Below are 22,754 nucleotides of genomic sequence, written 5' to 3' on the forward strand. Positions count from 1 at the left end.
CTTATTGTCCATTTTTATATTGTGCAAAGAATAATTTTTTCAATCGCATCAGGCATTTATACTTCTGTGTTTTTGCATTATCAGCATTAGTATAGCCAAAATCTGCTGCTATTTCCTGCATATGCTTCTTTTGTATATAATAAGCATCCAACAGGCTTTTACAGGGTTCGCCAATTTTACTCATGGCTGTTTCCATTAAAGTAAAGTCGGCATTGCGTTTTTCATGGTTTTCCAGTTCCTCTTCCACCGGTATTGTCTCTTCCATATTCTCCAGGTTGCCACTGTAACGTTGCATCTGGGTTAACCTTTTTAGCCAAAGCCTCCTGCAAACTGAATATATATACGTCTTTATCTGGCTGCTCAGTTCAAAACTATCTGTCCGGGCTTTTTCAAATAAAACGATCATCGCTTCCTGAAAAATATCCCTGGCATCGTCATAAGTCCCGTTATTATTCAGTATAAATGCCTGAATCATAGCGTAATTGGCCCGGTAAATCGTTTCAATGGCCTGTTTGTCATTTTCCGCCAGTCCTTTTAATATCAGTTTGTCTTCTTCTAAAGTACTCACCCGGTTTATATTAATACGTTTAATGATTATTTGTAACCCAAAAGAACGAAAAAAAAAATTAATAAAACAATGGGTTACCTTTTTTAAATCCCAGTATAAATATGAAATTATAATTTTTAAAAATTAAACAAACAAAAATGAAAAAAGTATTTTTAGCAATCGCAGTAGCTTCAGTTTTTACTGCTTGTAACAATGGTGATTCTGCTGCTCCAGCTGGTGATTCAACTGTAAAAGCTGTTGATTCTACAGTTAAGGCTGTTGATTCTACAGTTAAAGCTGTTGATTCAACTGTTAAGAAAATGGATTCTACTGTTAAGAAAATGGATTCTACAATTAAGAAGTAATTCAATAACCGGCAATTGGTTGCTTGTTTTAAACTAGCCGGTCGAGTATAAAAGTTTTTATTGGCAAGCAATCGTTAAAGTCCCTCTTTTTTTTAAGAGGGATTTTTTTTGCTGGTATAAATTTGTTTTACTATTTTTGACACATAATGATGAACAAAGGCAACCATAGCTTCTTTTATTTTAGCTACTATTTTATAAATAGGCCGGGATGCTTTTGTTAAAACTGAATACTTTAAACAGACTAACATAAAAAGAATCCCGGCTCAAAAGGCCGGGATTTTTGTTTTAAAGAATTATTATGGCCAAAAAGGTTTCAATACAAGGTTTTGAAGGCAGCTTTCACCAGGTGGCAGCGCAACAGTTTTACGGCAAGGATACCGAAGTGATCTGCTGCACCACTTTTAAAGAAGTAATAAAAATTGCTGCCGATAAAAAACAAAGCGACGGCGGTGTAATGGCCATAGAAAATTCTATTGCCGGAAGTATTTTACCCAATTACAATTTATTGCTGAAAAGCAATTTGAAGATTGTGGGTGAAATTTACCTACAGATAAAACAAAACCTTTTGGTGAATCCCGGCGTATCACTGGAAGATATTAAAGAAGTACACTCTCATCCAATGGCCATTCAGCAATGCTTCGGCTTTTTAGATAAATACAATTGGAAACTGGTGGAAACAGAAGACACTGCATTAAGTGCTAAACATATCCATCAGCATAAAAGCAAACATATTGCAGCAATAGCAAGTAAGCTGGCGGGTGAATTATACGGGCTTAATATGATTGCGCCCAATATTCACACACTGAAAAATAATTACACCAGGTTTTTAGTATTGCGAAGGCAGGATATTGCCACAGAAATTGCAGGTGCTGATAAAGCTTCCATTAATTTTTTTACCGATCACTCCAAAGGCAGTTTAGCAAAAGTGCTTACAAAGATTGCAGAAGAAGGGATTAATCTTTCTAAACTGCAAAGCATGCCAATACCCGGCAGCGATTTTAAATATTCATTTCATGCTGATATGGAATTTGAAACAGCAACACAATTTAAAAACATAATAAAAAAAATAGAGCCATTAACAGAAGGATTAAGTGTGTTGGGGATTTATAAAAACGGGAAGATCAATAACACGAATTAAAACGAATGACACTAATTAAAAGAATTCGTGTCATTCATAAAAATTAGTGGAATAAAAATATATGGAAACAGCAAAAAGATTAGAAGGCATTGGCGAATATTATTTTTCTCAGAAACTGAGAGAGATTGATGCTATGAACAAGGAAGGTAAGAATGTGATCAGTTTAGGAATCGGTAGTCCTGATCTGCCACCACACCCTGATGTAATAAAAGTACTGCAGGAAGAAAGCGCAAAACCGAATACACATGCTTACCAGAGTTATAAGGGCAGCCCTGTTTTAAGGAATGCAATTGCAGCATGGTATAAAAAATGGTATAAGGTAGAGTTAAATGCAGATACAGAAATATTGCCCCTGATCGGGAGCAAAGAAGGGATTATGCATATCTGCATGACCTATTTAAATGAAGGTGATTTTGTTTTAATTCCCAATCCCGGCTATCCAACTTATAAAAGTGCAGCAACAATTGCAGGTGGAAAATGTATGGAATATAATCTTACCAAAGAAAATAACTGGTTACCTGATTTTAAGGAGATAGAAAACAATTTGTATGTAAAAAGGGTGAAGATAATGTTTGTCAATTATCCGCATATGCCTACAGGAGAATTGCCTACAACAGCAATGTTTGAGCAATTGATCAGCTTTGCGAAAAAATATAATATCCTTATCATTCACGATAACCCTTACAGTTTTATTTTGAATGATTCACCAATGAGTATGCTGAGTGTGGCTGGTGCAAAAGATTGCGTAATAGAATTAAACTCTTTAAGTAAATCGCACAATATGGCAGGCTGGAGGATTGGTGTTTTATGCGGCGCAAAAGAAAAGATAGATGATGTATTACGTTTTAAAAGCAATATGGATAGTGGTATGTTTTTGCCATTGCAATTAGCTGCGGCAAAGGCATTAACCTTAGAAAAAGACTGGCACGATTCTATCAATGCGATTTATAAAGTGCGGAGAGAAAAAGTATTTGAATTACTGGACTTATTGGAATGCACCTATTCAAAAGACCAGGCAGGTATGTTTGTGTGGGCTGCTATTCCTGCAAATTATAAAGATGGCTATGCATTAAGCGATAAAGTGTTGTATGAATCTAATGTGTTTATTACACCTGGCGGCATTTTTGGTAATGCAGGTGATAAGTATGTAAGGGTAAGCTTATGTTGCAAAGAAGAAAATATTGAAGCTGCAATTAAAAGAATAAAGAATTAATAGTAAAAGTTTATGATAGTCACAGTTGTTGGTGTTGGTTTAATAGGAGGTTCAATGGCGCTGGCATTGAAAGAAAAAGGCATTGCTGAAAAAGTTATTGGTGTGGGCCGCTCGGTAACAAGTATAGCAAAAGCCATTGAACTGGGTATTATTGACGAAGCATTGCCTTTGGAAGAAGCAGTGAAGCAAAGTGATCTTATTTATGTTTCCATACCTGTTGATGCCACCATACCGGTGATGCAGCAGGTAATGGATTTGATAAACGATACACAAATTGTTGTTGATGCAGGCTCCACCAAATTTGCTTTGTGTGATGCATTGAAAGATCACCCGGTGAGGAAACAATTTGTAGCTACGCATCCGATGTGGGGTACAGAATACAGCGGACCTGAAGCTGCTGTAAGAGGTGCTTTTGCAGGAAGGGCCTGTGTGATCTGCGAAAAAGAGAAAACTGATGCCATCGCTTTAGATACAGTAGAAAATATTTACAAAGCTTTAGGCATGCACATCATCTACATGGATGCAGCCAACCACGATGTACATGCGGCATATGTAAGCCATATCTCTCACATTACTTCTTTTGCGTTGGCCAATACCGTTTTGGAAAAAGAAAAGGAAGAGGATGCGATTTTTGAAATGGCGGGTGGTGGTTTTGAAAGCACAGTGCGTTTGGCTAAAAGTAATTCGGCCATGTGGGCACCCATATTTATGCAGAACAGGGAAAATGTACTTGATGTTTTAAATGAACATATTTCGCAGTTAAGAAAATTTAAAGCCAGCCTGGAAAAAGAGAATATAGAATATCTGATTGAGCTGATGGAGAATGCAAATAAAATAAAAAGAATTTTGAAGTGATGTGTACCTGGAAGCTCCAGCTTCCAGCAATTGATTAAGGGGCTGGAAGCTGGAGCTTCCAGATACAAAAAAGGTTATGATTTTCAGAGAAGCACTAACAAACGACATCAAACAAATTCAGGTAGTAAGAAACGCTGTAAAAGAAAATGTTTTAAGCAATCCCGGTTTGGTTACCGATAAAGATTGTGTGGAGTATTTAACATTACGGGGAAAAGGATGGGTTTGTGAAAAGGATGGTACAATTATTGGGTTTGCCATTGCTGATTTGATAGATAATAATATTTGGGCATTATTTGTACATCCTGATTTTGAGAAAAATGGCATTGGTAAAACTTTACATGACACGATGCTGGATTGGTATTTTGATCAGCAAAAAGAAATGGTTTGGTTAAGCACAGGCCCCAATACTAGAGCAGAAAAATTTTATGCTTTACAAGGATGGCGAACAGCGGGGCTGTATGGAAAAGGAGAAACCAAATTTGAAATGACTGCTGAAGAGTGGAAGCAGCAGCAACAAAAAAACAAAACTAAGCAAGACGCATAATACGCTAACAAAAAAATTAATAATTCAATCATGCAAACAGAAACTCAATCGATGAAAGATTTAATGCAAACCAAATGGAACAAGCGTCCATTGATCATCAGCGGCCCGTGCAGCGCCGAAACAGAAGAGCAGGTAATGGAAACCGCAACACGCCTTGCTAAAACAGGAAAGATAGATGTGCTGCGTGCAGGCATCTGGAAACCACGTACCAAACCAGGATTGTTTGAAGGTATTGGTACCAAAGGTTTACCATGGTTAGCCAGTGCAAAAAAAGTTACCGGCTTACCTATCACTGTAGAAGTGGCAACTGCTAAACATGTACAGGATGCATTACAGTTTGATGTGGATATGTTATGGATCGGTGCAAGAACAACAGTAAATCCTTTTAGCGTGCAGGAAGTGGCTGATGCGTTACGTGGCGTTGATATTCCGGTGCTGATAAAAAATCCTATCAATGCCGACCTGGAATTATGGACCGGTGCTATTGAGCGTTTGCAGAAAGTAGGTGTTAAACAAGTGGGTATGATCCATCGTGGATTTGCATCTTACGGTAATACAGAATTCCGCAATGCGCCTATGTGGCACTTACCAATCGAAATGAAACGCCGTTTTCCGGATATGCCATTGATCTGTGATCCTTCTCATATTTGTGGTAACAGAACTTTATTGCAATCTGTGGCACAAAAAAGTATCGATCTTGATTTTGATGGTATCATGCTGGAGAGCCATATCGATCCTGATAATGCATGGAGCGATGCCAAGCAACAGATTACGCCGGAAAAATTTGCAGAAATGTTAGATGCTTTGGTATGGCGCCATGAAAATACTGATGCCAAAGAATTCATCACTGCATTGGCTACACTACGTGAACAGATCAATCACCTGGATGATGAACTGATGACGATATTAGGACAGCGTATGAAAATTGCAGATAAGATCGGTGAATACAAAAAGAATAACAACATCACTATTTTGCAAACCAATCGCTGGAACGAAATTCTGGAAAAGGCATATACCAAAGGAGAGAAGTTAGGTTTGAGCAAAGAGTTTATCACTAAGTATTATGATGCGATACACCTTGAAAGTATCAATCACCAGAACAATATTATGAACAGTTAGTTTCGCCACGGATTACACGGATTAACACGGATTTTTATGACTAAAGTTGAATACCAGTTTTCTGAAAAGAAAGTAGTTTATTATTTTGATGCGGACTTTTCTTACCTGGAGCAGATAGCTCCAAAAGATAATACAGTTCTGATAACAGATGAAAATGTTTTTCAGCTGCAGCAACAAAAGTTTGAAGGCTGGAAAACCATTGTAATAAAAGCAGGGGAAGAGCATAAGCAGCAATCAACAGTTGATGCTATTATTCAACAGCTGATTGCTATGGAAGCTGACCGCAAAACTTTTATTGTAGGTGTAGGCGGTGGTGTGGTTACAGATATTACAGGTTATGCTGCAAGTGTGTACATGCGAGGATTGAAGTTTGGATTTGTGCCTACTACAATTCTATCAATGGTAGATGCATCAATTGGCGGAAAGAATGGTGTAGATGTAGGCGTGTACAAGAATTTAGTGGGCATGATCAAACAACCGGAATTTTTATTGTTTGATTATTCATTGCTGCAAACTTTGCCTTACGAACAATGGATCAATGGTTTTGCAGAAGTGATAAAACATGCCTGTATAAAAGATACGGTGCTATTCTCTACTTTAGAAAAATTCACCTTGCATGATTTTACAGCAGATACAACATTGCTTGCGGAATTAATTGAACGCAATGTAAAAATAAAAACGAGTGTTGTGGTGGAAGATGAGTTTGAACAAGGCGACAGAAAGCTGTTGAACTTTGGTCATACCATTGGGCACGCTATTGAAAACCTGCATCATTTGTTACATGGTCATGCAATCAGCATTGGCATGGTAGCGGCTTGTAATCTGTCTGAACAAATTAATGGCTTTCATTTTGAAGAAGCCATACGTATTGTAAAGCTGCTGGCTAAATACCATTTACCTGTTGATGTGGAAACCGAATACGAAAAAGTATTTGATGTACTGAAGATGGATAAAAAGCGCAGCAAAAATGAAATCAATTTTATTCTCTTAAATAAAATCGGCGAAGCTGTAATTAAACCAATACAACTGGATGAATTACACAAGCATTTAAAAGAAATTTTATAGTGAAGGCAAAAATAAATCCCTCCGTAATAAACGGAACATTAGTTGCACCCACCAGCAAAAGCTCTATGCAAAGAGCCTGTGCTGCTGCGCTGCTGCATGATGGAGAAACAACGATCAGCAATCCCGGAAAAAGCAATGATGATCTGGCTGCATTGGATATCATTCAAAAATTAGGCGCCTCGGTGGTAATTAGTAATGAAGAATTAATAATTAATAATCAAGGCAGCAAGCTGTCAGGTGATAACATTAATTGCGGAGAAAGTGGTTTAAGTATCAGGATGTTTACACCTATTGCAGCTTTAAGTGATCAATCAGTTACTATCAATGGAACAGGAAGTTTATTAAAACGCCCCATGGATTTTTTTGACGAAATATTTCCACAACTGGATATTGCAATTGAATCAAATAAAGGGATGTTGCCAATAAAAATTAAAGGGCCATTACAACCAAAAGATATTACTATCGATGGTTCATTAAGTTCCCAGTTTTTAACAGGCTTGTTATTTGCTTTTGCAAAAGCAGCAACAAAAGCTGTAACAATTACTGTAAATAATTTAAAAAGCAAACCTTATATCGATCTCACTTTACAAGTGATGAAACATTTTGGTTACAACGTAGAAAACAATAACTACGAATCTTTCACCATTAAACCAATAAACCAGTTAACTAATAAGCCAATCAACTATACAGTAGAAGGCGACTGGAGTGGTGGCGCATTCTTATTAGTAGCAGGAGTTATTGCAGGGAAGGTTGTAATAAAAGGATTGGATTCTTTTTCTACACAGGCAGATAAAGCAATTTTACAAGCGATCATGGCAAGCGGTGCTACTATTTCCATTGAAGAAAAACAAATTGAAATTGCGCCACCGGCAACAGGCCTTCCTGCATTAAAACCTTTTCATTTTAATGCAACAGATTGTCCTGATCTTTTTCCTCCTTTAGTAGCTTTAGCATCGTATTGTAACGGTACATCTGTTATAGAAGGCGTCAGCCGCTTAGCGCATAAAGAAAGTAACAGGGGACTAACCTTACAGGAAGAGTTTGCAAAAATGGGGGTAGAAATTATTTTGCAAGATGACCTGATGATGGTAAAAGGAGGAGAGGGTTTAAAAGGCGCAGTTGTTCATTCACATCACGATCATCGTATTGCAATGGCATGTGCTGTTGCCGCATTAAAAGCCAACGGGCAAACAACAATTGAAGAAGCAGAAGCCATCAATAAATCATATCCTGATTTTTATGAGCATTTGCAATTGCTGAATGCTGATGTATCTTTAATTAATTAAAAATTTTCTGATGAATTCTTTTGGCCGCATATTCCGGGTACACATTTTTGGCGAATCGCATGGCGAGTGCGTGGGAATTACAATTGATGGTTGTCCTGCCGGTTTATCATTAACTGCAGATGATTTATTACCCGATTTAGAGAGAAGAAAAGGCGGTAAACAAAAAGGTGCCACACCAAGGCAGGAAGAAGATTACCCGATATTTAAGAGTGGCATCTTTGAAAATAAAACAACAGGGTTTCCGATTACAATTTTATTTGAAAATAAAAATACCCGTAGCGAAGATTATAATAAGCAACGGAGTTTTCCAAGGCCGGGCCATGCCGATTGGGTGGCACATCAAAAATTTGGTGGTCATGAAGATTATCGTGGTGGCGGACATTTTAGTGCTAGGTTAACAACAGGTATTGTTGCAGCAGGTGCTATTGCAAAAAAACTGATGGCGTCAATACAAATTACGGCACAGGTTACAGCAATAGCCGGCGAAAAAGATCTGGAAAAAGGGTTACAAAAAGGTATTGATGCAAAAGATTCTGTTGGCGGTATTGTGGAATGTGTGGTAGATGGTTTACCGGTTGGTTTGGGCGAGCCTTATTTCGATTCGGTGGAATCAGTATTGTCGCATATTTTATTTGCGATACCTGCAGTACGTGGCGTGGAATTTGGGACCGGCTTTGCTGCAGCAACAATGTTTGGCAGCGAACATAATGATGCTATTGAAAATACGGCCGGACAAACAAGAACCAATCATGCCGGTGGGGTAGTAGGGGGAATCAGTAACGGCAATCAATTGGTTTTTCGATTGGCAGTAAAACCCACATCGTCTACACCCAAGATACAAAACAGTTTAAACTGGGATACGGGACAAACAGACAATTTTTCTATTAAAGGCCGGCATGACCTGTGCGTAGCGTTAAGAGCCCCTGTGATTGTAGAAGCGGTAACAGCTTTAGTAATCGCTGATTTTATGATGCTGGAAAATCACATCAAAAGAATTATTGCTTAAGCCAATAATAATCTTCTGTGATAATTTATTTGTCCCAGGTGATAAGTTAAATGTGTTGTAAGATGCAATAACATAAAACCTGTTGTTAAAGGCTTACCAAAAACTTCTATTGGAAATAATTTTTCAAAATCTTCTGCAGTTAATTTATGAATGGTATTCTTTACTGTCAACAAACAATTCTCAATATTTATAACGAGATCAGCTCTCGGAATATTCTTTAAAGCAAATTCATCATCACGGTAGCGAACATAGCCGCTATGGCCAAGCACTCCGCCAATAAAATGATTGAGATTCCCCAGTAAATGCAAGGTTAAATTTCCTCCTGAATTACTGATGCCCTCTTTTATGATCCACAAATTATCTTCGTCTCTGTACAAATTAATTTCGGTAATTAGCCTGTTAAGGTCTCTTTCAAAAATTTCTATTAAACTTTCTTTCATTGTTTGTATTTTTTTTGTTCAGGTCATTAAAATTAATATCCAGTAAATCAAAATCTTTAGCATTGGGTAAGCTATAATGCCACCATTCTGTATCCAGCGCTCTAAAACCATGTTGTTCCATTATTTTTTTTAGCAGCAAACGGTTCTGTAAAATCTCTTCGGGTAAATTAGTAAATGCATGATGGGCACTATCCGTAAAATTATCAAAACCTGTTCCCATGTTTAATTCTTCACCGGTTTTTAAGTTGACAATAGTGAGATCAACAGCAATACCACGGTTATGCCCACTCCCTTTCTTGGGATCGGCAGCATAACGGTCGTCCTGCACCGGCTCCCACATTTTTTCAGTTACAGAATAAGGGCGGTAGGCATCAAAAATTTTTAAACCTAACCCCATTTCCTTTAATTGCCGTTGAATTTTTATTAAGGAATCTACAGCGGGTTTACGCAACCAGGTGGTGGTAATTGGCGGGTATAATTTTTCTTTCATAAAGTTGTTGGTACCTGCATAGCGCAGGTCTAAAACCAATGAAGGAATTTGTTTTTTAAGATCAGTCATTTGATTATTCCCATCTTTTGCAACCGTTCTCTTTAATTCGTTCAGGGAATGCAGTACCCTTAGTCCGTATTTATTCAACAAGGAATCGCCAATTGGCCTGGTTACCGTTTGGGATACTACAATAACCGGTGTTAATAAAAAAACAATGCTGTAAATTATGTTTAATTGAAACCTATGTATTATCTTGTTCATATATTAGCTTGTGAGTAATCCTCCGGAAAACAAAACTGCCCTTGAAGTTACAAATTATTTGACCCCGATATATGCATTACACCAGGAACCCTTATCTGCAAGTTACCATTATCATCGTATGCCTGTTCATTATTTCATGCAACAGTTCAGATGCGCCAAAGGACAAGGAAATTGTTGCTGATCCTAAACAAATGGACAAAAAGGCCAGTGAAAATATTAGAGCGGTGCTGGAATTTGCACTCGGCAATGATGGTAAAGTTGATGATAGTATCCGTTTACACCTGGCCACTATTACCAGCGATTTTTATGCTGCGGAAGAGTACCAGCCGGTATGGAGCAGTAAAGAAAACTGGCAGCCCTTAGCTGATACCTTATTTCAATTTATAACCAATGCCGAGCAGAATGGGTTGTTTCCAAAAGATTATCATTTAAAAAACCTGAAGGCATTAAAAAATAAATTAGATACCGATTCATTAAAAAGAATGGATGCCGCATTATGGACCCGTGCCGACCTTATGTTTACCGATGCCTTCATGCGTATTATAAAAGACCTGAAACATGGAAGGCTGAACCCCGATAGTATTACCATTAATAAAGATTCACTGAAAGTGAACGAATTTTTTATCAATAATCTAAATACGCTTCTGGATAAAAAACAATTCACCGGTTTATTAAATTCGCTGCAACCAACAAATAAAGGTTACTGGGAACTTAAAAATGGCATCAAAAGATTTTTAGATAGTATGGACAGGCGCACTTATACCTATGTAACTTATCCTTACAAAAAAGGTGATGCAAAAGATTCTCTTTTCTTTATAAAAACATTGCAAAAAAGATTAAATGAAAGTGGTGCGATAAGTTTTACCAATAAACTTCCCGATTCGACAGAGTTAAATAATGCGATACAAAAATATCAGAAACAAAAAGGCATTAAGGCTGATGGGAAAATTTCATCAGCTATAATTAAGATGATGAATACCAGCGATGCGGAAAGGTTTAAACGTATTGCAATTACACTAGACCGTTATAAGCAGCTGCCAGAGAAAATGCCTGAAAAATATATTTGGGTAAACCTGCCCGGCTATTACTTATGGGTAATTGATCATGATACTATTGCGCTCGAATCTAAAGTGATTTGCGGTAAACCTGATACCAGGACACCTTTGCTGAATAGTGAAATAACGGATATGGTCACTTATCCAACCTGGACAGTGCCAACCAGTATAATTGCAAAACAATATTTACCTAAATTAAAAAGTAACCCGGGGTATTTAGCAAAGCTTGGTTTAAGATTAGTGAACAACAAAGGAGAAACAATTGATGCCGGCAGTGTTAACTGGAGTAAATATTCTAAAGGCATACCATATAAAGTAATGCAGAACAGTGGAGATAATAATGCGTTGGGTATCTTTAAATTTAATTTCAATAATCCTTATGCAGTGTATTTGCACGATACTAATCAACGGTATCTTTTTAAAAATGCATCCCGGGCATTAAGTCACGGTTGCGTACGGGTGCAGGAGTGGGAGCAACTGGCATTTTACATAGCCCGTAACGATAGTATGAGTATTACTAATCCCGAAACTTTAAATTACAATACAGATTCTATCAAAAACTGGATAGCTGGTAAAGAAAGACATCGTATTGATGTAAAAAACAGGATACCGATCTATATCCGTTATTTCAGCTGCGAGGGAAAAGAAGGGAAGATTAAATTTTATGACGATATTTATGGAGAAGACAAAGTGTTGAGAGAAAAATATTTTGCCGATAAATAAGGCCAGCTATGCTTTACCTTTCCTAATTTAATAGCGATTGCATGAAACCATTCTTACAGCATAAAACGTTTTTACTGGTATTGTTTACAGCAGTAGCAATATTTTTTTTAAAGCCAGCTGTATTGGCGCAGCGCAGCGATCCGTCCAGGGCAATCAGTACTGCAAAATCAAAGCGCATACTCTATGGCCTGGCCAGCTTTTATTCTAATAAATTTAATGGCAGAAAAACGGCATCCGGCGAAATTTTCAGCCAACACAAACTCACCTGCGCCTGTAATGTTTTGCCTTTGGGTACATGGATAAAAGTTACTAACCTCCGTAATGGACGCACTGTGGTGGTTAAGACCAACGACAGGCTTCATCCAAGAATGAAAAGGATTATAGACCTTACCAGTGCAGCTGCTGTAAAGCTGGGCTATACGGCTACAGGGTTAACGAGGGTAAAGGTGGAAGTTTTGGGAAAAAAGGCTCCAAAGAATGATTAATGCAACATTTTTCAGCTTATAACAGTCTGTAGGTGAAACTATTCGTTTCAATTATGTGCGTAAATTATTTTACGTTTTGAGCGTAAGAAGGTATTTTTGCCAGAATTAAGTAAACTAATAAATATGAAGAAAATCTTATTGTCATTTTTAACCATAGGCTTGTTCCTTACCAGCTTTGGGCAAAATGATTACAAAAAGCGTCCGGCACTTGCAATACACTTTATCCTGAACGATTTCAATACAGCGGCAAGTATTCGCTCAACCAGTTTATCCAATGTATTACAAACCAAGCAATGGAAAAGAACCGGTAATATGGCTGCAGGCCTTGGCTTTAGCTATCTGCAGGGTTTAAGCAACCATATCGATTTTGAAACAGGTATTTCAGCTTCTTTTTTAAATTACCCGGTTCCAGGTAAAGTTTTATCAGGTAATAATGACCCTTTGTTAGAAGCTGTAGCTTCTGCAAACGTAAAACTGCTTAGCGATAAATACTGGATAAGCCCTTATATTTCCGGAGGGCTTGGTGCATCAAAATACAAGGGTTATTATTCTGCAATCGCACCTGTCGGCTTAGGTTTACAGGTAAATCTTTTTGACGAGGCTTTTTTATTGATAAATACTCAATATCGTATTCCTATTACTGAAAATGCGGCTTACCATTTTTATCATAGCGTTGGTATTGCCGGCAATATTGGTAAAAAGAAAGAAGTTGTAGTGCCTGTTGTATTGCCTCCGGTGGTGGAAGCTCCTAAAGACAGGGATGGCGATGGTGTAATTGATGCGGAAGATAAATGCCCCGATGTAAAAGGCCTGGCTTCTTTACAGGGATGCCCTGACAGGGATGGTGATGGAATTGCAGATGCTGAAGATAAATGCCCTGATGTGGCTGGTTTGGCAAAATACCAGGGTTGCCCGATACCTGATACTGATGGGGATGGTATTAACGACGAACAGGATAAATGCCCCACTGTAAAAGGCGTGGCACGTTACCAGGGCTGTCCTGTACCTGATAAAGATAATGATGGTGTTAATGATGAAGAAGATAAATGCCCTAACGAAGCCGGCCCTGCAACTAACTACGGTTGCCCTGTAATTGCACAAACTGTAATTGACAAGATCAACTATGCAGCTAAGAACATTTTCTTTGCTACCGGAAGCGCCAAATTGTTACCAAAATCTTTCAAGTCATTGAATGAAGTAGTTAAGATTTTGAACGATGATAAAACGCTGAAATTAGATATCGACGGACATACCGATAGCCAGGGTAAACCTGATAAAAATCAAACTTTGAGTGAAAACAGGGCGGCTGCAGTTAAGGCCTACCTGGTAAGTAAAGGGGTGGATGAAAGCAAATTATTTGCTGCAGGCCACGGACAAGATGTACCGGTTGCAGATAACAAAACTGCTGCCGGCCGTGCTAAAAACCGCAGGGTGGAAATGAAGGCAAGAAACTATTAATAGTTTTTAATAAATAATAAAAAAAGCAGGGTGCGATTAAGTTCAGCCCTGCTTTTTTATTGTGCATAACAACAACTAAAAACAGGAATTGCGCTGTTCCCCATCTGCGTAATGGTAAGTTTAAAATAATCTTTAAAGACTTTTTTTATATTGATTGTTTCAGCAGTGGTGAAAGAATGCTTCCTAAGTTTGAAATATTTGTTCAGGATTATTTTCAATGAAGTTTTGCCCCTGGATGAAGTCACCTTTAATGTTTATAGTCAAGTGATTTATCCATTCGGGTGTTTTTTCTTTACGTACATGCGCAAGCAATGAAAGCGCATAGCCCCATTCCATCTGGGTCAGGTAACCCATTTTTCTCCAGCCCCTGTAATCAACACCCCGGTAAGTTTGAAAAGCTGCATTGGCATTAAATATTCCTAGTCCAAAAAACACCGTAGTCAGGTCTGTTAATTTTTCATCGTTTTTGTCAATACGATTTTCACCTAACAATTTAATATGAGCAATTTCATGGGCTAAAGTAGCCACCATGTTTTCAGGTTGTTTAAGTTTACTGCGAACTAAGGAAATGTTATACTTTCCGTCGTCTCCTTTGCCCCAATAGAGTCCTGCAGCACCACTATCATCTTTTTCCGCTTTTAAATATATTCCCTGGCCGAAAGGGCTTCCTGTGGAAACTTCTTTTGCATTTTCATTATAGAAATCTAATTGAATTTGCTCAAACGGTACCTCCATTTGCAATGCAATAATTTTTAAGGTTTCAACGGCTGTTTGTTCGTCGCCGTTATACCGTATTGGAAAGCAGGAGTGATGAGGAATAAGTATTTTTCTTTGCCTGGTATTTTCTTTGCCGAAAAAATCCAACAATAAAAGAAAAGCATTCTCCAGCCAAATTCTATTATCCTCAGCAACAGGACAAGTATTTGGTCTCTTAATTTTAGAAAATCCGAACATATCAGGAATGCTTAAAAATCTGAAAATGCAATAATTACTGCACCAAAACCACCATTTAGTTTCTATTCATAATCATTCTTCGCTTTTTCCTTTTTTAGTAATTTCTTATCCTTGTCATCAAGAGGTTTTATAGAGGGAGGTAAAACTGCTTTTGCAGGTGCTTTATCACCAGGTTTTGTTTTAGAATTTGTTCCTGTATCAGGTTTTATCTGGCTTTCTATTGGTACCTTTTCAGTGGGTGCCTCTTCGTTGGTAACAGGTGCAAAAAAATCACCGGCATCCGGGCTGCTATCATCCACAGTACTATCACCCTGTCTTATTGCATCTGCAAAGTCGGGATCGCCGGATAAAATGGCCTTGCCCATATCTGCTGGTTTTTCAAAGATTTTTATTTTACCATACCCTAATTTTTTATCAGCATATACTTTACTCATAAATATGCCCCACTTAGGTGCCGCTAATTCATTACCGCCCGATGTACCGGCGTAAATTCTTATAAACGGATCTTCGCAACCTACCCATGTACCGGCTAATAATTCCGGAGTATAACCAATAAACCAGCCATCGGCATTAGCATCGGTGGTACCTGTTTTGCCTGCTTTTTCTACCGGTATATTATAACTGTTAAGCCTGGCCGCAGTACCAAATTTTACCACGCCCTGCATCAGCTGCACCATTGTAAATGCCGAAGCCTCACTCATTACCTGTTTAGATTCCGGCACAAACTCCTGTAAAATATTACCGCTCTTATCTTCAATACGGGTAACTAAAATAGGTTCGATATTAAAACTCCTGTTGGGGAACATGGTGTAAGCCTGCAACATTTCTATCAAGGGGATTTCTGCAGCACCTAAGGCAATAGAAGTATAATTAGGTAGTTTAGATTTGATACCACAGGTGGCGGCAAATTCAACCACTCTTTTTACACCTACCAGGTTAGTGATTCTGACTGAGGCTGTATTTTTTGAAAATGCAAGGCAGTTAGCCATTGATCCGCCGCCGCCTTTGAATGTACGCATCTCGCCACCATACTGTACCGGGCCGCCGGGTATTTCAGTAGTGGCATCATAACCTGCATCCTGCACGCCTAATGAATAGATTAACGGCTTAATAGTAGAACCTACCTGGCGCTTGGTAGTTACATGATCAAATTTAAACCATTTATAATCGATACCTCCAACCCAGCATTTTACTTCACCGGTTTTAGGATCCATTGCAGCAAAAGAAGTTTGCAGTAATTGTTTATGGTATTTAATAGAATCGTAGGGCGTCATCACGGTATCTTTTTCTCTCTTGGCATTCCATGCAAATACTTTCATTTTTACAGGAACAAAAAATGATTTCTTGATGTCTTCGTCCTTCATCTCCTCGTCGGACATATTTTTCCAGCGATCCGTGTATTTCATTGCAGCTTCAATGGTGGCTTCATGTCCCTTCCACATCCTGTCACTGTTATTTTTCATGATGCCATCTAATTTTTTCTGTATTACCGGCATATGTTCTACTACGGCTTCTTCAGCGTACTGCTGCATCCTGCTATCAATAGTGGTGTATATTTTTAGCCCGTCTCTTAAAAGGTCATAAGGTTCGCCTGTCTTTGGGTTTTTATGTGTAGCGCACCAGGCTTTTAATTTATCTTTTAATACATCTCTGAAATAAGGCGCAATACCTACATTTTCATCAATCTTTTTATAATTGGTGATAAGAGGTTTAGCTTTTAGTTTAGCCGCTTCAGCCTCCGTTAAAAATTGTTCTTTACAAACTACCATCTGGTTAATCACAGTATTCCTTCTGTCCATTGCCCTGTCAGGGTGGCCAATAGGATTGTACCCGTAACCCTTAAGCATACCTACCAGCACTGCTGCCTCTTCAATTTTCAGGTCTTTGGGTTCTTTTTGGTAATACATTCTTGATGCATTTCTTATACCATACACATTGCCCCAGGCAGCCCTGTTAAGGTAGAGGGTTATAATTTCTTCTTTTGTAAAATTGCGCTCTAATTTTACTGCAACAATCCATTCTTTTAATTTATCAATACTTCTCCTGATAATATTCCCCTTGCCCTGGCCCAGCATCATCTTGGCCACCTGCTGTGTAATGGTACTGCCTCCGCCTTGCGTACCCAGGGTAAATACCACCCTGCCTAAGGCCTGCGCATCAATGCCCGAGTGATCGTAAAAACGTTCATCTTCTGTAGCAATTAAAGCATGAATAATATTGGGCGATATTTCATTGTATTTTACTTCGCTTCTGTTTTCGGCATAATATTTACCCATTAATATACCATCGCTGGAATATATTTCACTGGCCAGATCAGCTTCAGGATTTTCTAATTCACTTACAGATGGCATTTTGCCAAACAAGCCAAAGTTGGCACATAGCAACATTATAATGACGAGGGCAAATCCACAAAGAAAGAGTCGCCAGAAAATTTTTACAGAACGCTTCATGAGAGTTAAGAGTTATGGTGATGAGTAGCAATGCTAAACATAAGTACAAAGATACTTTTTGCCTTTATTTATTTTTTTATATTACCTGTTAAAATTTACCGGGGTATTGTTTATTTAACAAGGCCTTGTAACCGTTAATATCCTTATTGGTTTTTAATACCTGCAGGTTTTCGCTGGTAATTATTATAAAGGAATATTTATTGGCCGGCAACCACGATACTTCTCTCGCTGCATCTCGTTTTATCTTATCATAATATTGCAGCGCAGCAGCTCCGTCAGCAAAAGAAGAGATAACTAAAATATTTCTGTCAGCATCAATGGCATCTTTTGTAATGTCGATAACCTGGCCATAATAATTTTCTTTATTATAACGGACAAAGGCATTTCTTGCTTCGTTAACATATACACCATCTACTTTGTCTAAGATCATGACCACCGTATGTGGTGCATCTGGTTTTATTACAAAGGAACCATTAGTTAATAATGGCGGAGCTTTTACTACTGTATCTTTTATTACAGGGGCAGAAACAGTAGGCTTTTGTACAAGTACAGGAGCTTTAACTGCAGGGGCCTGTTGCTTTACTACAGGCTTGGTGTCAGTTGGTATTAATATCTGGTCATCTTCGGCACGGGTTACCTGTAAATTGGTAAGGTAGGTTTCAATTTCTTTTCTTCTCTTCAGCACATCTATCATTGTGGCTGCCTTTTCTTTTAAAGGAGAATTAGGATTGTTTTGAATGATAGTATTTAATCCGGCAATGGCCAGGCTATCGTTACGTTGTTTTACATTGTATAAGGCTTCTATATACAATAATTGCGGCGTCCAGTAATTAACGCCATACTGTGCATCTGCTTTTTTCTTTTCTGCAATAGCCTCATCAAACTTACCTTCTAAGAAAAGATTGTACACATTTTCATAGGTTTTTGTGGCTTCAGTATTTTTTGTTTTAGGGTCAAGTGCCGCAGGATCATTTAGTTTTTGCCATGCTTTGTTACCGGAGAATTTAGTGTTCAGTAAATTCTTATAATAGTTAGCTCTTTCGGTGTTGCCTAATTTATTGTAGCAATAATAAAGCCCCAGGTATATTTCTCCGTCGGCTAATTTATTGGGGAAACGTTGTAAATGTTCTTCGTATGTTTTTATGGCTTCTGCATAATCTTCCAGTTCGTCTTTATACAATTGCGCCAGGTCCAATAAATTATTTGAAATAGTAGTATTGCTGCTATCTGTCTTTTCAGGAGTCAGGGGCAGGTTTTGCATTAATCCTTCATAAGTAATTTCTGGTTGCTGTGCACCTGCATTGTTGCCACCAGGGGTATTGTTTGCGGTAGTTGCATTTTTATTTGGGGTGCCGTTAGTTGCATTAAGGTCCAGTGCAGCTTTTCTGCGCCAGTTATCAACATTAGCCCGGTTGCCCCACCTGCTTTTAAATTCAGTAAAACCTCTGCCTTTTAAGGCGCTGTTATAAAAATACCATTCTCCTTTGGTACTATTGGAAGCAAAGAGATCGGCAGGGGGATTGTTTTTAGTATCAAATGTTGGCGAAGCACTGCCGGCATTACTACCATCGTCTTTCAATCCATTTTCCTTACGCATTCTTTTCACTAATTTCTTTACAAATAATTCTCTTTCTGCAGGAGTAAGTGCGGCTATGCGTTGCAGGCTGTCTTCTCTTTCAATATTGGTAATAAAGCCAACAATTTTACTCAGGGCAGCTTTACGTGCAAGTACCAATGCAAGGTTATCGGTAAATGTGGTGTCTGTAACCTGCAGGCTATCATACATGGCAGCGGCCAGCCTGTATTGTTTGCGTTTGTAAGCGATATCGCCTAACTGCACATAAGCTTTGTTTTTATAACTGATATTATTTTCGTTGTACTTAATACTTTTATTAAACAGCACAACAGCAGCATTACTATCCGGTTTTTGCATTGTAAGTTGTGCTGCAGAGTAGTACACAATATCCCTGTAGGCTTCAAACTTATCTTTTCGGCCCATTTTTAAAAGATTGCTGATGCTATTGTTCAACTCTTTTAAATTATCGCCGCTGCGGTACATTTTTGCATCATTTAACTGGGCATAAATATCCATTAAAGGGTCTACCGTATGTTTTGATGCTTTGCCATAATAATCTGATGCTTTATCAGTTTGGCCGTTCATTTCATATAGCTGGGCGAGTAAAAATTCACGGCGTGCTTTATCCTGTTTGTCATCTGCATTGCTCAATGCTTTTTCTAAATGTACTGCCGCACTATCGTAACCGGTTTGTTTAAAATACCAATACGAACTTACTTCTTCAAGATCGTTTTGTAAACGCTTAGGCAGGTTGGCATCATTTTGCAAAGTATTGATAAGGCCGGCACTTTCTCCAAATTCATTTTGTTCTATCAGGGCACGTGCCAGCCAGATCAGGGCATCGTTGCGGCTGGGTGGCAGGGCAGTTGCTTTTTGTAAAATATTTCTCTTTTCTTTATTGGCAATGGAAATATTGCTTCCGCTGGCAGATTCATTAGTACCTACTACACGGCTGTCATCCTCATTTTTTTTACGGGGAAAAAGATTGTAGTTGATAAACTGGAAGGTCATTGCCGCCGAGTCAAAATCTTTACGGTAATAATAAGCTTTACCAATAAGCAGGTACATGTTATCTATCCAGTCGTTACGAAGATCGTGTAATAAGATACCGGCGGTACATTTGTAAATGATAGAATCCAGTTCCTGTTTTTGAGTGGCAGTATTATCTAATGAGTACGGATAAAAGGGAAGTAGTTTACTGTAATCATCTTTGTTGCTGAGTTTAGCCCTTTCCACAACAGCATTAACTTTATTATTTGAATTAAAATAATAGTTATAGTGGGTGATATTATTCTGTACTACATGCCTGAAATTAGTAAATTTTTTATCGGCTGTTTTTTCTGAACCCAGTTTCCGGGTTTCATATTTCTCCGGTTTTTTTTCTTTTCCAAAAGGATCAAGCGTCCACATGGGCTGTGCAAAAGCCTTAAAAAAGCAGCAATTAAAAACAACAAATAAAAGGGTAAATACAATAGTTCTTTTCAGCATGAATCAAAAGGTTAGATAACAACCATAAATATCGGTTATTTTTGTCAAATGTCTCAAGAAAGCTAGCTCCAAAAATGTCAATTTATCCTTTTTTTAAGAGGCTATATAAAAATCGCTTTGCGTAATTATATCTTCTATCACAAGTATAATTACGCTTTTTTGGTGTGGTTATTGCTTTTTTAGCCTGCTTTAGTTAATTTTAACACCCTGCAAAAAAATATTATGGCAAAATTTGACGCCAACAGCACATTAAAACGCTTGAGAAACCGTTACAGGTTGGTGGTGATGAATGAAGACACTTACGAAGAGGTGGTGAAATTCAAATTAAACCGGCTGAGTGTTTATATTGCCCTGAGTACCCTGTTTGTTTTACTGGTGGGATTAACAGTATCGTTAATCGTTTTTACACCGCTGAAGTATTATTTACCCGGCGTGGGCTACGGTAACGCCAAGCAAATAAAGGAGTACCGGGTATTAAAGATGCGTACCGATTCGATAGAACAGGCCCTGGAATACAAGCAAAAGTATTTTAACGACCTGCAGAAAGTACTGGAAGGTAAAGTGCCCAGGCTGGATACCAACAAGCTGGACTTACCCAAGGTAGAAAATAGCGATGAGTGAGTAACAATTGTTCAACCTCAAAAACTAAAAGAATATGTTTAATTCAAAATCAAAATCATCTTTTGATGAAACTCCCGCCAGTTCCACCAGTATTATTGGTGCAGGAACTACCATTACGGGCAATGTGCAAAGTAATGGTGATATAAGAATTGACGGTATTATAAAGGGAAACCTGGTAGCAAAAGCTAAGATATTAATTGGCGCCGAAGGTGTTATTGAAGGTGATATAGATGGAAAGCAAGCCGATATTTTAGGTAAAGTAACCGGTAAAATTAAAGTAGCCGATCTGTTATACCTGCATGGTAAAGCCGAAGTAGATGGCGATATATATGCCGGTAAATTACAAATTGAGCCTACCGCTTCGTTCAACGGCCAATGCCATATGGGAGCCAATGTAGTGGATCTGATAAAGATCACTGAAAGGTCCAGTGCGGTAAATGAATAAATAATAGTACCAAAGAACTACAGAACTGAAACAAACCAATAAGGAATTATAATATTCAGCATGCTCCTCTGCCAACGAGGAGCATTTTTATTTTGGATTAGGCATTACCTTTGTACTGGTACATTTACAAACCGTTATTAACAGAACCTGATGCAAAATAAAAACAAGCTCATCTTTCCACTGGTATTTCTATTTTTAATTTTAAATGCTTTTTTACTGACCATGCCCGCTTTTTTTGAAAAGCATAACATAGACAGAGATGTGTTGATTATTGCCAATACCCTGCTTTTTTTAACCAATTTTGCCGCCTTTTTTTTACAGCGCAGGGCACTGCAAAATAAAAATCCCAACGTTTTTGTAAGGAGCATGATGGGTAGCATGATGATAAAAATGTTGGTGATACTGGGTGCGTTTTTAATTTACGTAATTGCATTTGGTAAAACAGTTAACAAGCCGGCCATATACATATCACTCTTTTTGTACCTGCTGTACCTTGCAGTAGAAGTAATGATGGTGATGAAGCTGAATAAACAAAAAAATGCCTAAACAGGAAGCCCCTCTTTTACAGTTACAGTCTTATTTACCCGGCGGCAGTTTTGAAGAAGTGCTGTACTACCTGCAGCATTATAAAGTACATCTTACCATTACCAGGCAACGGCAAACCATTTTAGGCGATTACCGTCATGCGCATGCAGATAAAACACATCGTATAAGTGTAAATGGCAATCTTAATAAATATGCATTTTTAATTACGCTATTGCATGAGTTGGCGCATTTATTTACATACGAACAATTCGGGCATAGAGTAATGGCGCATGGTAAAGAATGGAAGAATGAATTCAGTAAAATACTGGCAAAGTTTTTATTGAAAAAAGTTTTTCCAACGGATATTGAAAGAGCTTTATTGCAAACTTTGCAAAACCCTGCTGCCAGCAGTTGCGGCGATGAAAAATTATTAAGGGTACTGAATAATTACGATGATAAGAAACCCGGGATGCAGTTGGTGGAAAATCTTGCAGAAGGCAGCTTATTTAAAATTAAAGGCGGCCGTATTTTTAAAAAAGGAGAGAAGATACGCAAACGGTATAAGTGTGTGGAAGTGAAAACCGGCAAGTTATATTTATTCAGTGCAGTGTACGAAGTTGAAATTTTGACCACTCACGACTGACG

General features: G+C 38.1%; 22 protein-coding genes. 16 read left to right on the plus strand and 6 right to left on the minus strand.

What is annotated here, in order from left to right; all coding sequences use genetic code 11:
• Nucleotide 1 precedes the first annotated feature (1 nt).
• Nucleotides 2-568 carry an RNA polymerase sigma factor gene (locus tag ACQ334_RS22445; protein ID WP_430990525.1) on the minus strand — a complete coding sequence of 189 codons (567 nt, stop codon included), beginning with the start codon at nucleotides 566-568 and terminating at the stop codon, nucleotides 2-4.
• A gap of 137 nt (nucleotides 569-705) precedes the next feature.
• Here ACQ334_RS22445 and ACQ334_RS22450 point away from each other — a divergent pair, with 137 nt between their 5' ends.
• The 9 genes from ACQ334_RS22450 (at nucleotide 706) to ACQ334_RS22490 (ending at nucleotide 9,138) form a co-directional block, all read left to right on the plus strand.
• Nucleotides 706-912, plus strand: coding sequence for a hypothetical protein (locus tag ACQ334_RS22450; RefSeq protein ID WP_430990526.1), 207 nt, complete (start codon nucleotides 706-708; stop codon nucleotides 910-912).
• A gap of 298 nt (nucleotides 913-1,210) precedes the next feature.
• Nucleotides 1,211-2,050 (plus strand): prephenate dehydratase, encoded by an 840-nt coding sequence (locus ACQ334_RS22455; RefSeq protein ID WP_430990527.1) that lies wholly within the window; start codon nucleotides 1,211-1,213, stop codon nucleotides 2,048-2,050.
• A gap of 61 nt (nucleotides 2,051-2,111) precedes the next feature.
• Nucleotides 2,112-3,263 (plus strand): pyridoxal phosphate-dependent aminotransferase, encoded by a 1,152-nt coding sequence (locus ACQ334_RS22460; RefSeq protein ID WP_430990528.1) that lies wholly within the window; start codon nucleotides 2,112-2,114, stop codon nucleotides 3,261-3,263.
• A gap of 12 nt (nucleotides 3,264-3,275) precedes the next feature.
• Complete coding sequence (locus tag ACQ334_RS22465) at nucleotides 3,276-4,118, plus strand: prephenate dehydrogenase (protein ID WP_430990529.1); 843 nt, start codon at nucleotides 3,276-3,278, stop codon at nucleotides 4,116-4,118.
• A gap of 76 nt (nucleotides 4,119-4,194) precedes the next feature.
• The gene (locus ACQ334_RS22470; RefSeq protein ID WP_430990530.1) at nucleotides 4,195-4,662 is read left to right on the plus strand and encodes a GNAT family N-acetyltransferase; all 468 of its coding nucleotides are present in this window, start codon (nucleotides 4,195-4,197) and stop codon (nucleotides 4,660-4,662) included.
• A gap of 30 nt (nucleotides 4,663-4,692) precedes the next feature.
• Nucleotides 4,693-5,781, plus strand: a complete 1,089-nt coding sequence (locus ACQ334_RS22475) for a chorismate mutase (RefSeq protein ID WP_430990531.1) — start codon at nucleotides 4,693-4,695, stop codon at nucleotides 5,779-5,781.
• Nucleotides 5,782-5,817: 36 nt separating this feature from the next.
• Nucleotides 5,818-6,846, plus strand: a complete 1,029-nt coding sequence (gene aroB, locus ACQ334_RS22480; RefSeq protein WP_430990532.1) for a 3-dehydroquinate synthase — start codon at nucleotides 5,818-5,820, stop codon at nucleotides 6,844-6,846.
• Nucleotides 6,846-8,132: a 3-phosphoshikimate 1-carboxyvinyltransferase gene (gene aroA / locus ACQ334_RS22485; protein ID WP_430990533.1), complete on the plus strand. Its 1,287-nt coding sequence runs from the start codon at nucleotides 6,846-6,848 to the stop codon at nucleotides 8,130-8,132. Before aroB ends, aroA begins: the two co-directional genes overlap by 1 nt.
• A 10-nt stretch (nucleotides 8,133-8,142) precedes the next feature.
• A complete protein-coding gene (locus ACQ334_RS22490) occupies nucleotides 8,143-9,138 on the plus strand; it encodes a chorismate synthase (protein WP_430990534.1) in 996 nt (331 codons plus the stop codon).
• Here the strand turns inward: ACQ334_RS22490 and ACQ334_RS22495 are convergent.
• Both ACQ334_RS22495 and ACQ334_RS22500 read right to left on the minus strand, forming a co-directional pair.
• Nucleotides 9,135-9,578: a DUF1572 family protein gene (locus ACQ334_RS22495; RefSeq protein ID WP_430990535.1), complete on the minus strand. Its 444-nt coding sequence runs from the start codon at nucleotides 9,576-9,578 to the stop codon at nucleotides 9,135-9,137. The two genes, ACQ334_RS22490 and ACQ334_RS22495, sit on opposite strands and share 4 nt — an antisense overlap.
• Nucleotides 9,550-10,329, minus strand: coding sequence for a M15 family metallopeptidase (locus ACQ334_RS22500; protein WP_430990536.1), 780 nt, complete (start codon nucleotides 10,327-10,329; stop codon nucleotides 9,550-9,552). Before ACQ334_RS22500 ends, ACQ334_RS22495 begins: the two co-directional genes overlap by 29 nt.
• A 71-nt stretch (nucleotides 10,330-10,400) precedes the next feature.
• Between ACQ334_RS22500 and ACQ334_RS22505 the strand changes: the two genes are divergently transcribed.
• From ACQ334_RS22505 to ACQ334_RS22515, 3 genes are all read left to right on the plus strand, one after another.
• The gene (locus ACQ334_RS22505) at nucleotides 10,401-12,107 is read left to right on the plus strand and encodes a L,D-transpeptidase family protein (protein WP_430990537.1); all 1,707 of its coding nucleotides are present in this window, start codon (nucleotides 10,401-10,403) and stop codon (nucleotides 12,105-12,107) included.
• A gap of 41 nt (nucleotides 12,108-12,148) precedes the next feature.
• The gene (locus ACQ334_RS22510; protein WP_430990538.1) at nucleotides 12,149-12,592 is read left to right on the plus strand and encodes a septal ring lytic transglycosylase RlpA family protein; all 444 of its coding nucleotides are present in this window, start codon (nucleotides 12,149-12,151) and stop codon (nucleotides 12,590-12,592) included.
• 123 nt (nucleotides 12,593-12,715) lie between these two features.
• Nucleotides 12,716-14,050, plus strand: coding sequence for an OmpA family protein (locus ACQ334_RS22515; protein ID WP_430990539.1), 1,335 nt, complete (start codon nucleotides 12,716-12,718; stop codon nucleotides 14,048-14,050).
• Nucleotides 14,051-14,233: 183 nt separating this feature from the next.
• Here the strand turns inward: ACQ334_RS22515 and ACQ334_RS22520 are convergent, their stop codons facing one another.
• The 3 genes from ACQ334_RS22520 to ACQ334_RS22530 all read right to left on the minus strand — a co-directional run bounded on the left by ACQ334_RS22520 (nucleotide 14,234) and on the right by ACQ334_RS22530 (nucleotide 20,518).
• Nucleotides 14,234-15,004, minus strand: coding sequence for a hypothetical protein (locus tag ACQ334_RS22520; protein WP_430990540.1), 771 nt, complete (start codon nucleotides 15,002-15,004; stop codon nucleotides 14,234-14,236).
• Between the two features lie 62 nt (nucleotides 15,005-15,066).
• Complete coding sequence (locus ACQ334_RS22525) at nucleotides 15,067-17,454, minus strand: transglycosylase domain-containing protein (RefSeq protein ID WP_430990541.1); 2,388 nt, start codon at nucleotides 17,452-17,454, stop codon at nucleotides 15,067-15,069.
• A gap of 88 nt (nucleotides 17,455-17,542) precedes the next feature.
• The gene (locus tag ACQ334_RS22530) at nucleotides 17,543-20,518 is read right to left on the minus strand and encodes a tetratricopeptide repeat protein (RefSeq protein ID WP_430990542.1); all 2,976 of its coding nucleotides are present in this window, start codon (nucleotides 20,516-20,518) and stop codon (nucleotides 17,543-17,545) included.
• A gap of 222 nt (nucleotides 20,519-20,740) precedes the next feature.
• On the opposite strand from ACQ334_RS22530, the gene ACQ334_RS22535 reads away from it, so the two are divergent.
• The 4 genes from ACQ334_RS22535 to ACQ334_RS22550 all read left to right on the plus strand — a co-directional run bounded on the left by ACQ334_RS22535 (nucleotide 20,741) and on the right by ACQ334_RS22550 (nucleotide 22,752).
• On the plus strand, nucleotides 20,741-21,139 hold the full coding sequence (locus ACQ334_RS22535) for a hypothetical protein (protein ID WP_430990543.1): 399 nt from the start codon (nucleotides 20,741-20,743) through the stop codon (nucleotides 21,137-21,139).
• 34 nt (nucleotides 21,140-21,173) lie between these two features.
• Nucleotides 21,174-21,584 (plus strand): bactofilin family protein, encoded by a 411-nt coding sequence (locus ACQ334_RS22540; RefSeq protein ID WP_430990544.1) that lies wholly within the window; start codon nucleotides 21,174-21,176, stop codon nucleotides 21,582-21,584.
• 150 nt (nucleotides 21,585-21,734) lie between these two features.
• Nucleotides 21,735-22,130, plus strand: a complete 396-nt coding sequence (locus tag ACQ334_RS22545) for a hypothetical protein (protein ID WP_430990545.1) — start codon at nucleotides 21,735-21,737, stop codon at nucleotides 22,128-22,130.
• Nucleotides 22,123-22,752, plus strand: coding sequence for a SprT-like domain-containing protein (locus ACQ334_RS22550; protein ID WP_430990546.1), 630 nt, complete (start codon nucleotides 22,123-22,125; stop codon nucleotides 22,750-22,752). The genes ACQ334_RS22545 and ACQ334_RS22550 overlap by 8 nt, the downstream gene beginning before the upstream one ends.
• The last annotated feature ends 2 nt before the right edge of the window (nucleotides 22,753-22,754 follow it).

The sequence above is a fragment of the Ferruginibacter sp. SUN106 genome (genome assembly GCF_050611765.1).
Lineage (GTDB): Bacteria > Bacteroidota > Bacteroidia > Chitinophagales > Chitinophagaceae > Ferruginibacter.

Bases quoted from the DNA above. Each gene is read 5' to 3' on its own strand.
- ACQ334_RS22535 (WP_430990543.1), top strand. From the start codon at position 20,741: ATGGCAAAATTTGACGCCAACAGCACATTAAAACGCTTGAGAAACCGT.
- ACQ334_RS22460 (WP_430990528.1), top strand. From the start codon at position 2,112: ATGGAAACAGCAAAAAGATTAGAAGGCATTGGCGAATATTATTTTTCT.
- ACQ334_RS22490 (WP_430990534.1), top strand. From the start codon at position 8,143: ATGAATTCTTTTGGCCGCATATTCCGGGTACACATTTTTGGCGAATCG.
- ACQ334_RS22550 (WP_430990546.1), top strand. From the start codon at position 22,123: ATGCCTAAACAGGAAGCCCCTCTTTTACAGTTACAGTCTTATTTACCC.
- ACQ334_RS22510 (WP_430990538.1), top strand. From the start codon at position 12,149: ATGAAACCATTCTTACAGCATAAAACGTTTTTACTGGTATTGTTTACA.
- ACQ334_RS22465 (WP_430990529.1), top strand. From the start codon at position 3,276: ATGATAGTCACAGTTGTTGGTGTTGGTTTAATAGGAGGTTCAATGGCG.
- ACQ334_RS22530 (WP_430990542.1), bottom strand. From the start codon at position 20,518: ATGCTGAAAAGAACTATTGTATTTACCCTTTTATTTGTTGTTTTTAAT.
- ACQ334_RS22455 (WP_430990527.1), top strand. From the start codon at position 1,211: ATGGCCAAAAAGGTTTCAATACAAGGTTTTGAAGGCAGCTTTCACCAG.
- ACQ334_RS22495 (WP_430990535.1), bottom strand. From the start codon at position 9,578: ATGAAAGAAAGTTTAATAGAAATTTTTGAAAGAGACCTTAACAGGCTA.
- ACQ334_RS22475 (WP_430990531.1), top strand. From the start codon at position 4,693: ATGCAAACAGAAACTCAATCGATGAAAGATTTAATGCAAACCAAATGG.
- ACQ334_RS22505 (WP_430990537.1), top strand. From the start codon at position 10,401: ATGCATTACACCAGGAACCCTTATCTGCAAGTTACCATTATCATCGTA.
- aroB (WP_430990532.1), top strand. From the start codon at position 5,818: ATGACTAAAGTTGAATACCAGTTTTCTGAAAAGAAAGTAGTTTATTAT.
- ACQ334_RS22470 (WP_430990530.1), top strand. From the start codon at position 4,195: ATGATTTTCAGAGAAGCACTAACAAACGACATCAAACAAATTCAGGTA.
- ACQ334_RS22450 (WP_430990526.1), top strand. From the start codon at position 706: ATGAAAAAAGTATTTTTAGCAATCGCAGTAGCTTCAGTTTTTACTGCT.
- ACQ334_RS22525 (WP_430990541.1), bottom strand. From the start codon at position 17,454: ATGAAGCGTTCTGTAAAAATTTTCTGGCGACTCTTTCTTTGTGGATTT.
- ACQ334_RS22540 (WP_430990544.1), top strand. From the start codon at position 21,174: ATGTTTAATTCAAAATCAAAATCATCTTTTGATGAAACTCCCGCCAGT.
- ACQ334_RS22545 (WP_430990545.1), top strand. From the start codon at position 21,735: ATGCAAAATAAAAACAAGCTCATCTTTCCACTGGTATTTCTATTTTTA.
- ACQ334_RS22515 (WP_430990539.1), top strand. From the start codon at position 12,716: ATGAAGAAAATCTTATTGTCATTTTTAACCATAGGCTTGTTCCTTACC.
- ACQ334_RS22520 (WP_430990540.1), bottom strand. From the start codon at position 15,004: ATGTTCGGATTTTCTAAAATTAAGAGACCAAATACTTGTCCTGTTGCT.
- ACQ334_RS22500 (WP_430990536.1), bottom strand. From the start codon at position 10,329: ATGAACAAGATAATACATAGGTTTCAATTAAACATAATTTACAGCATT.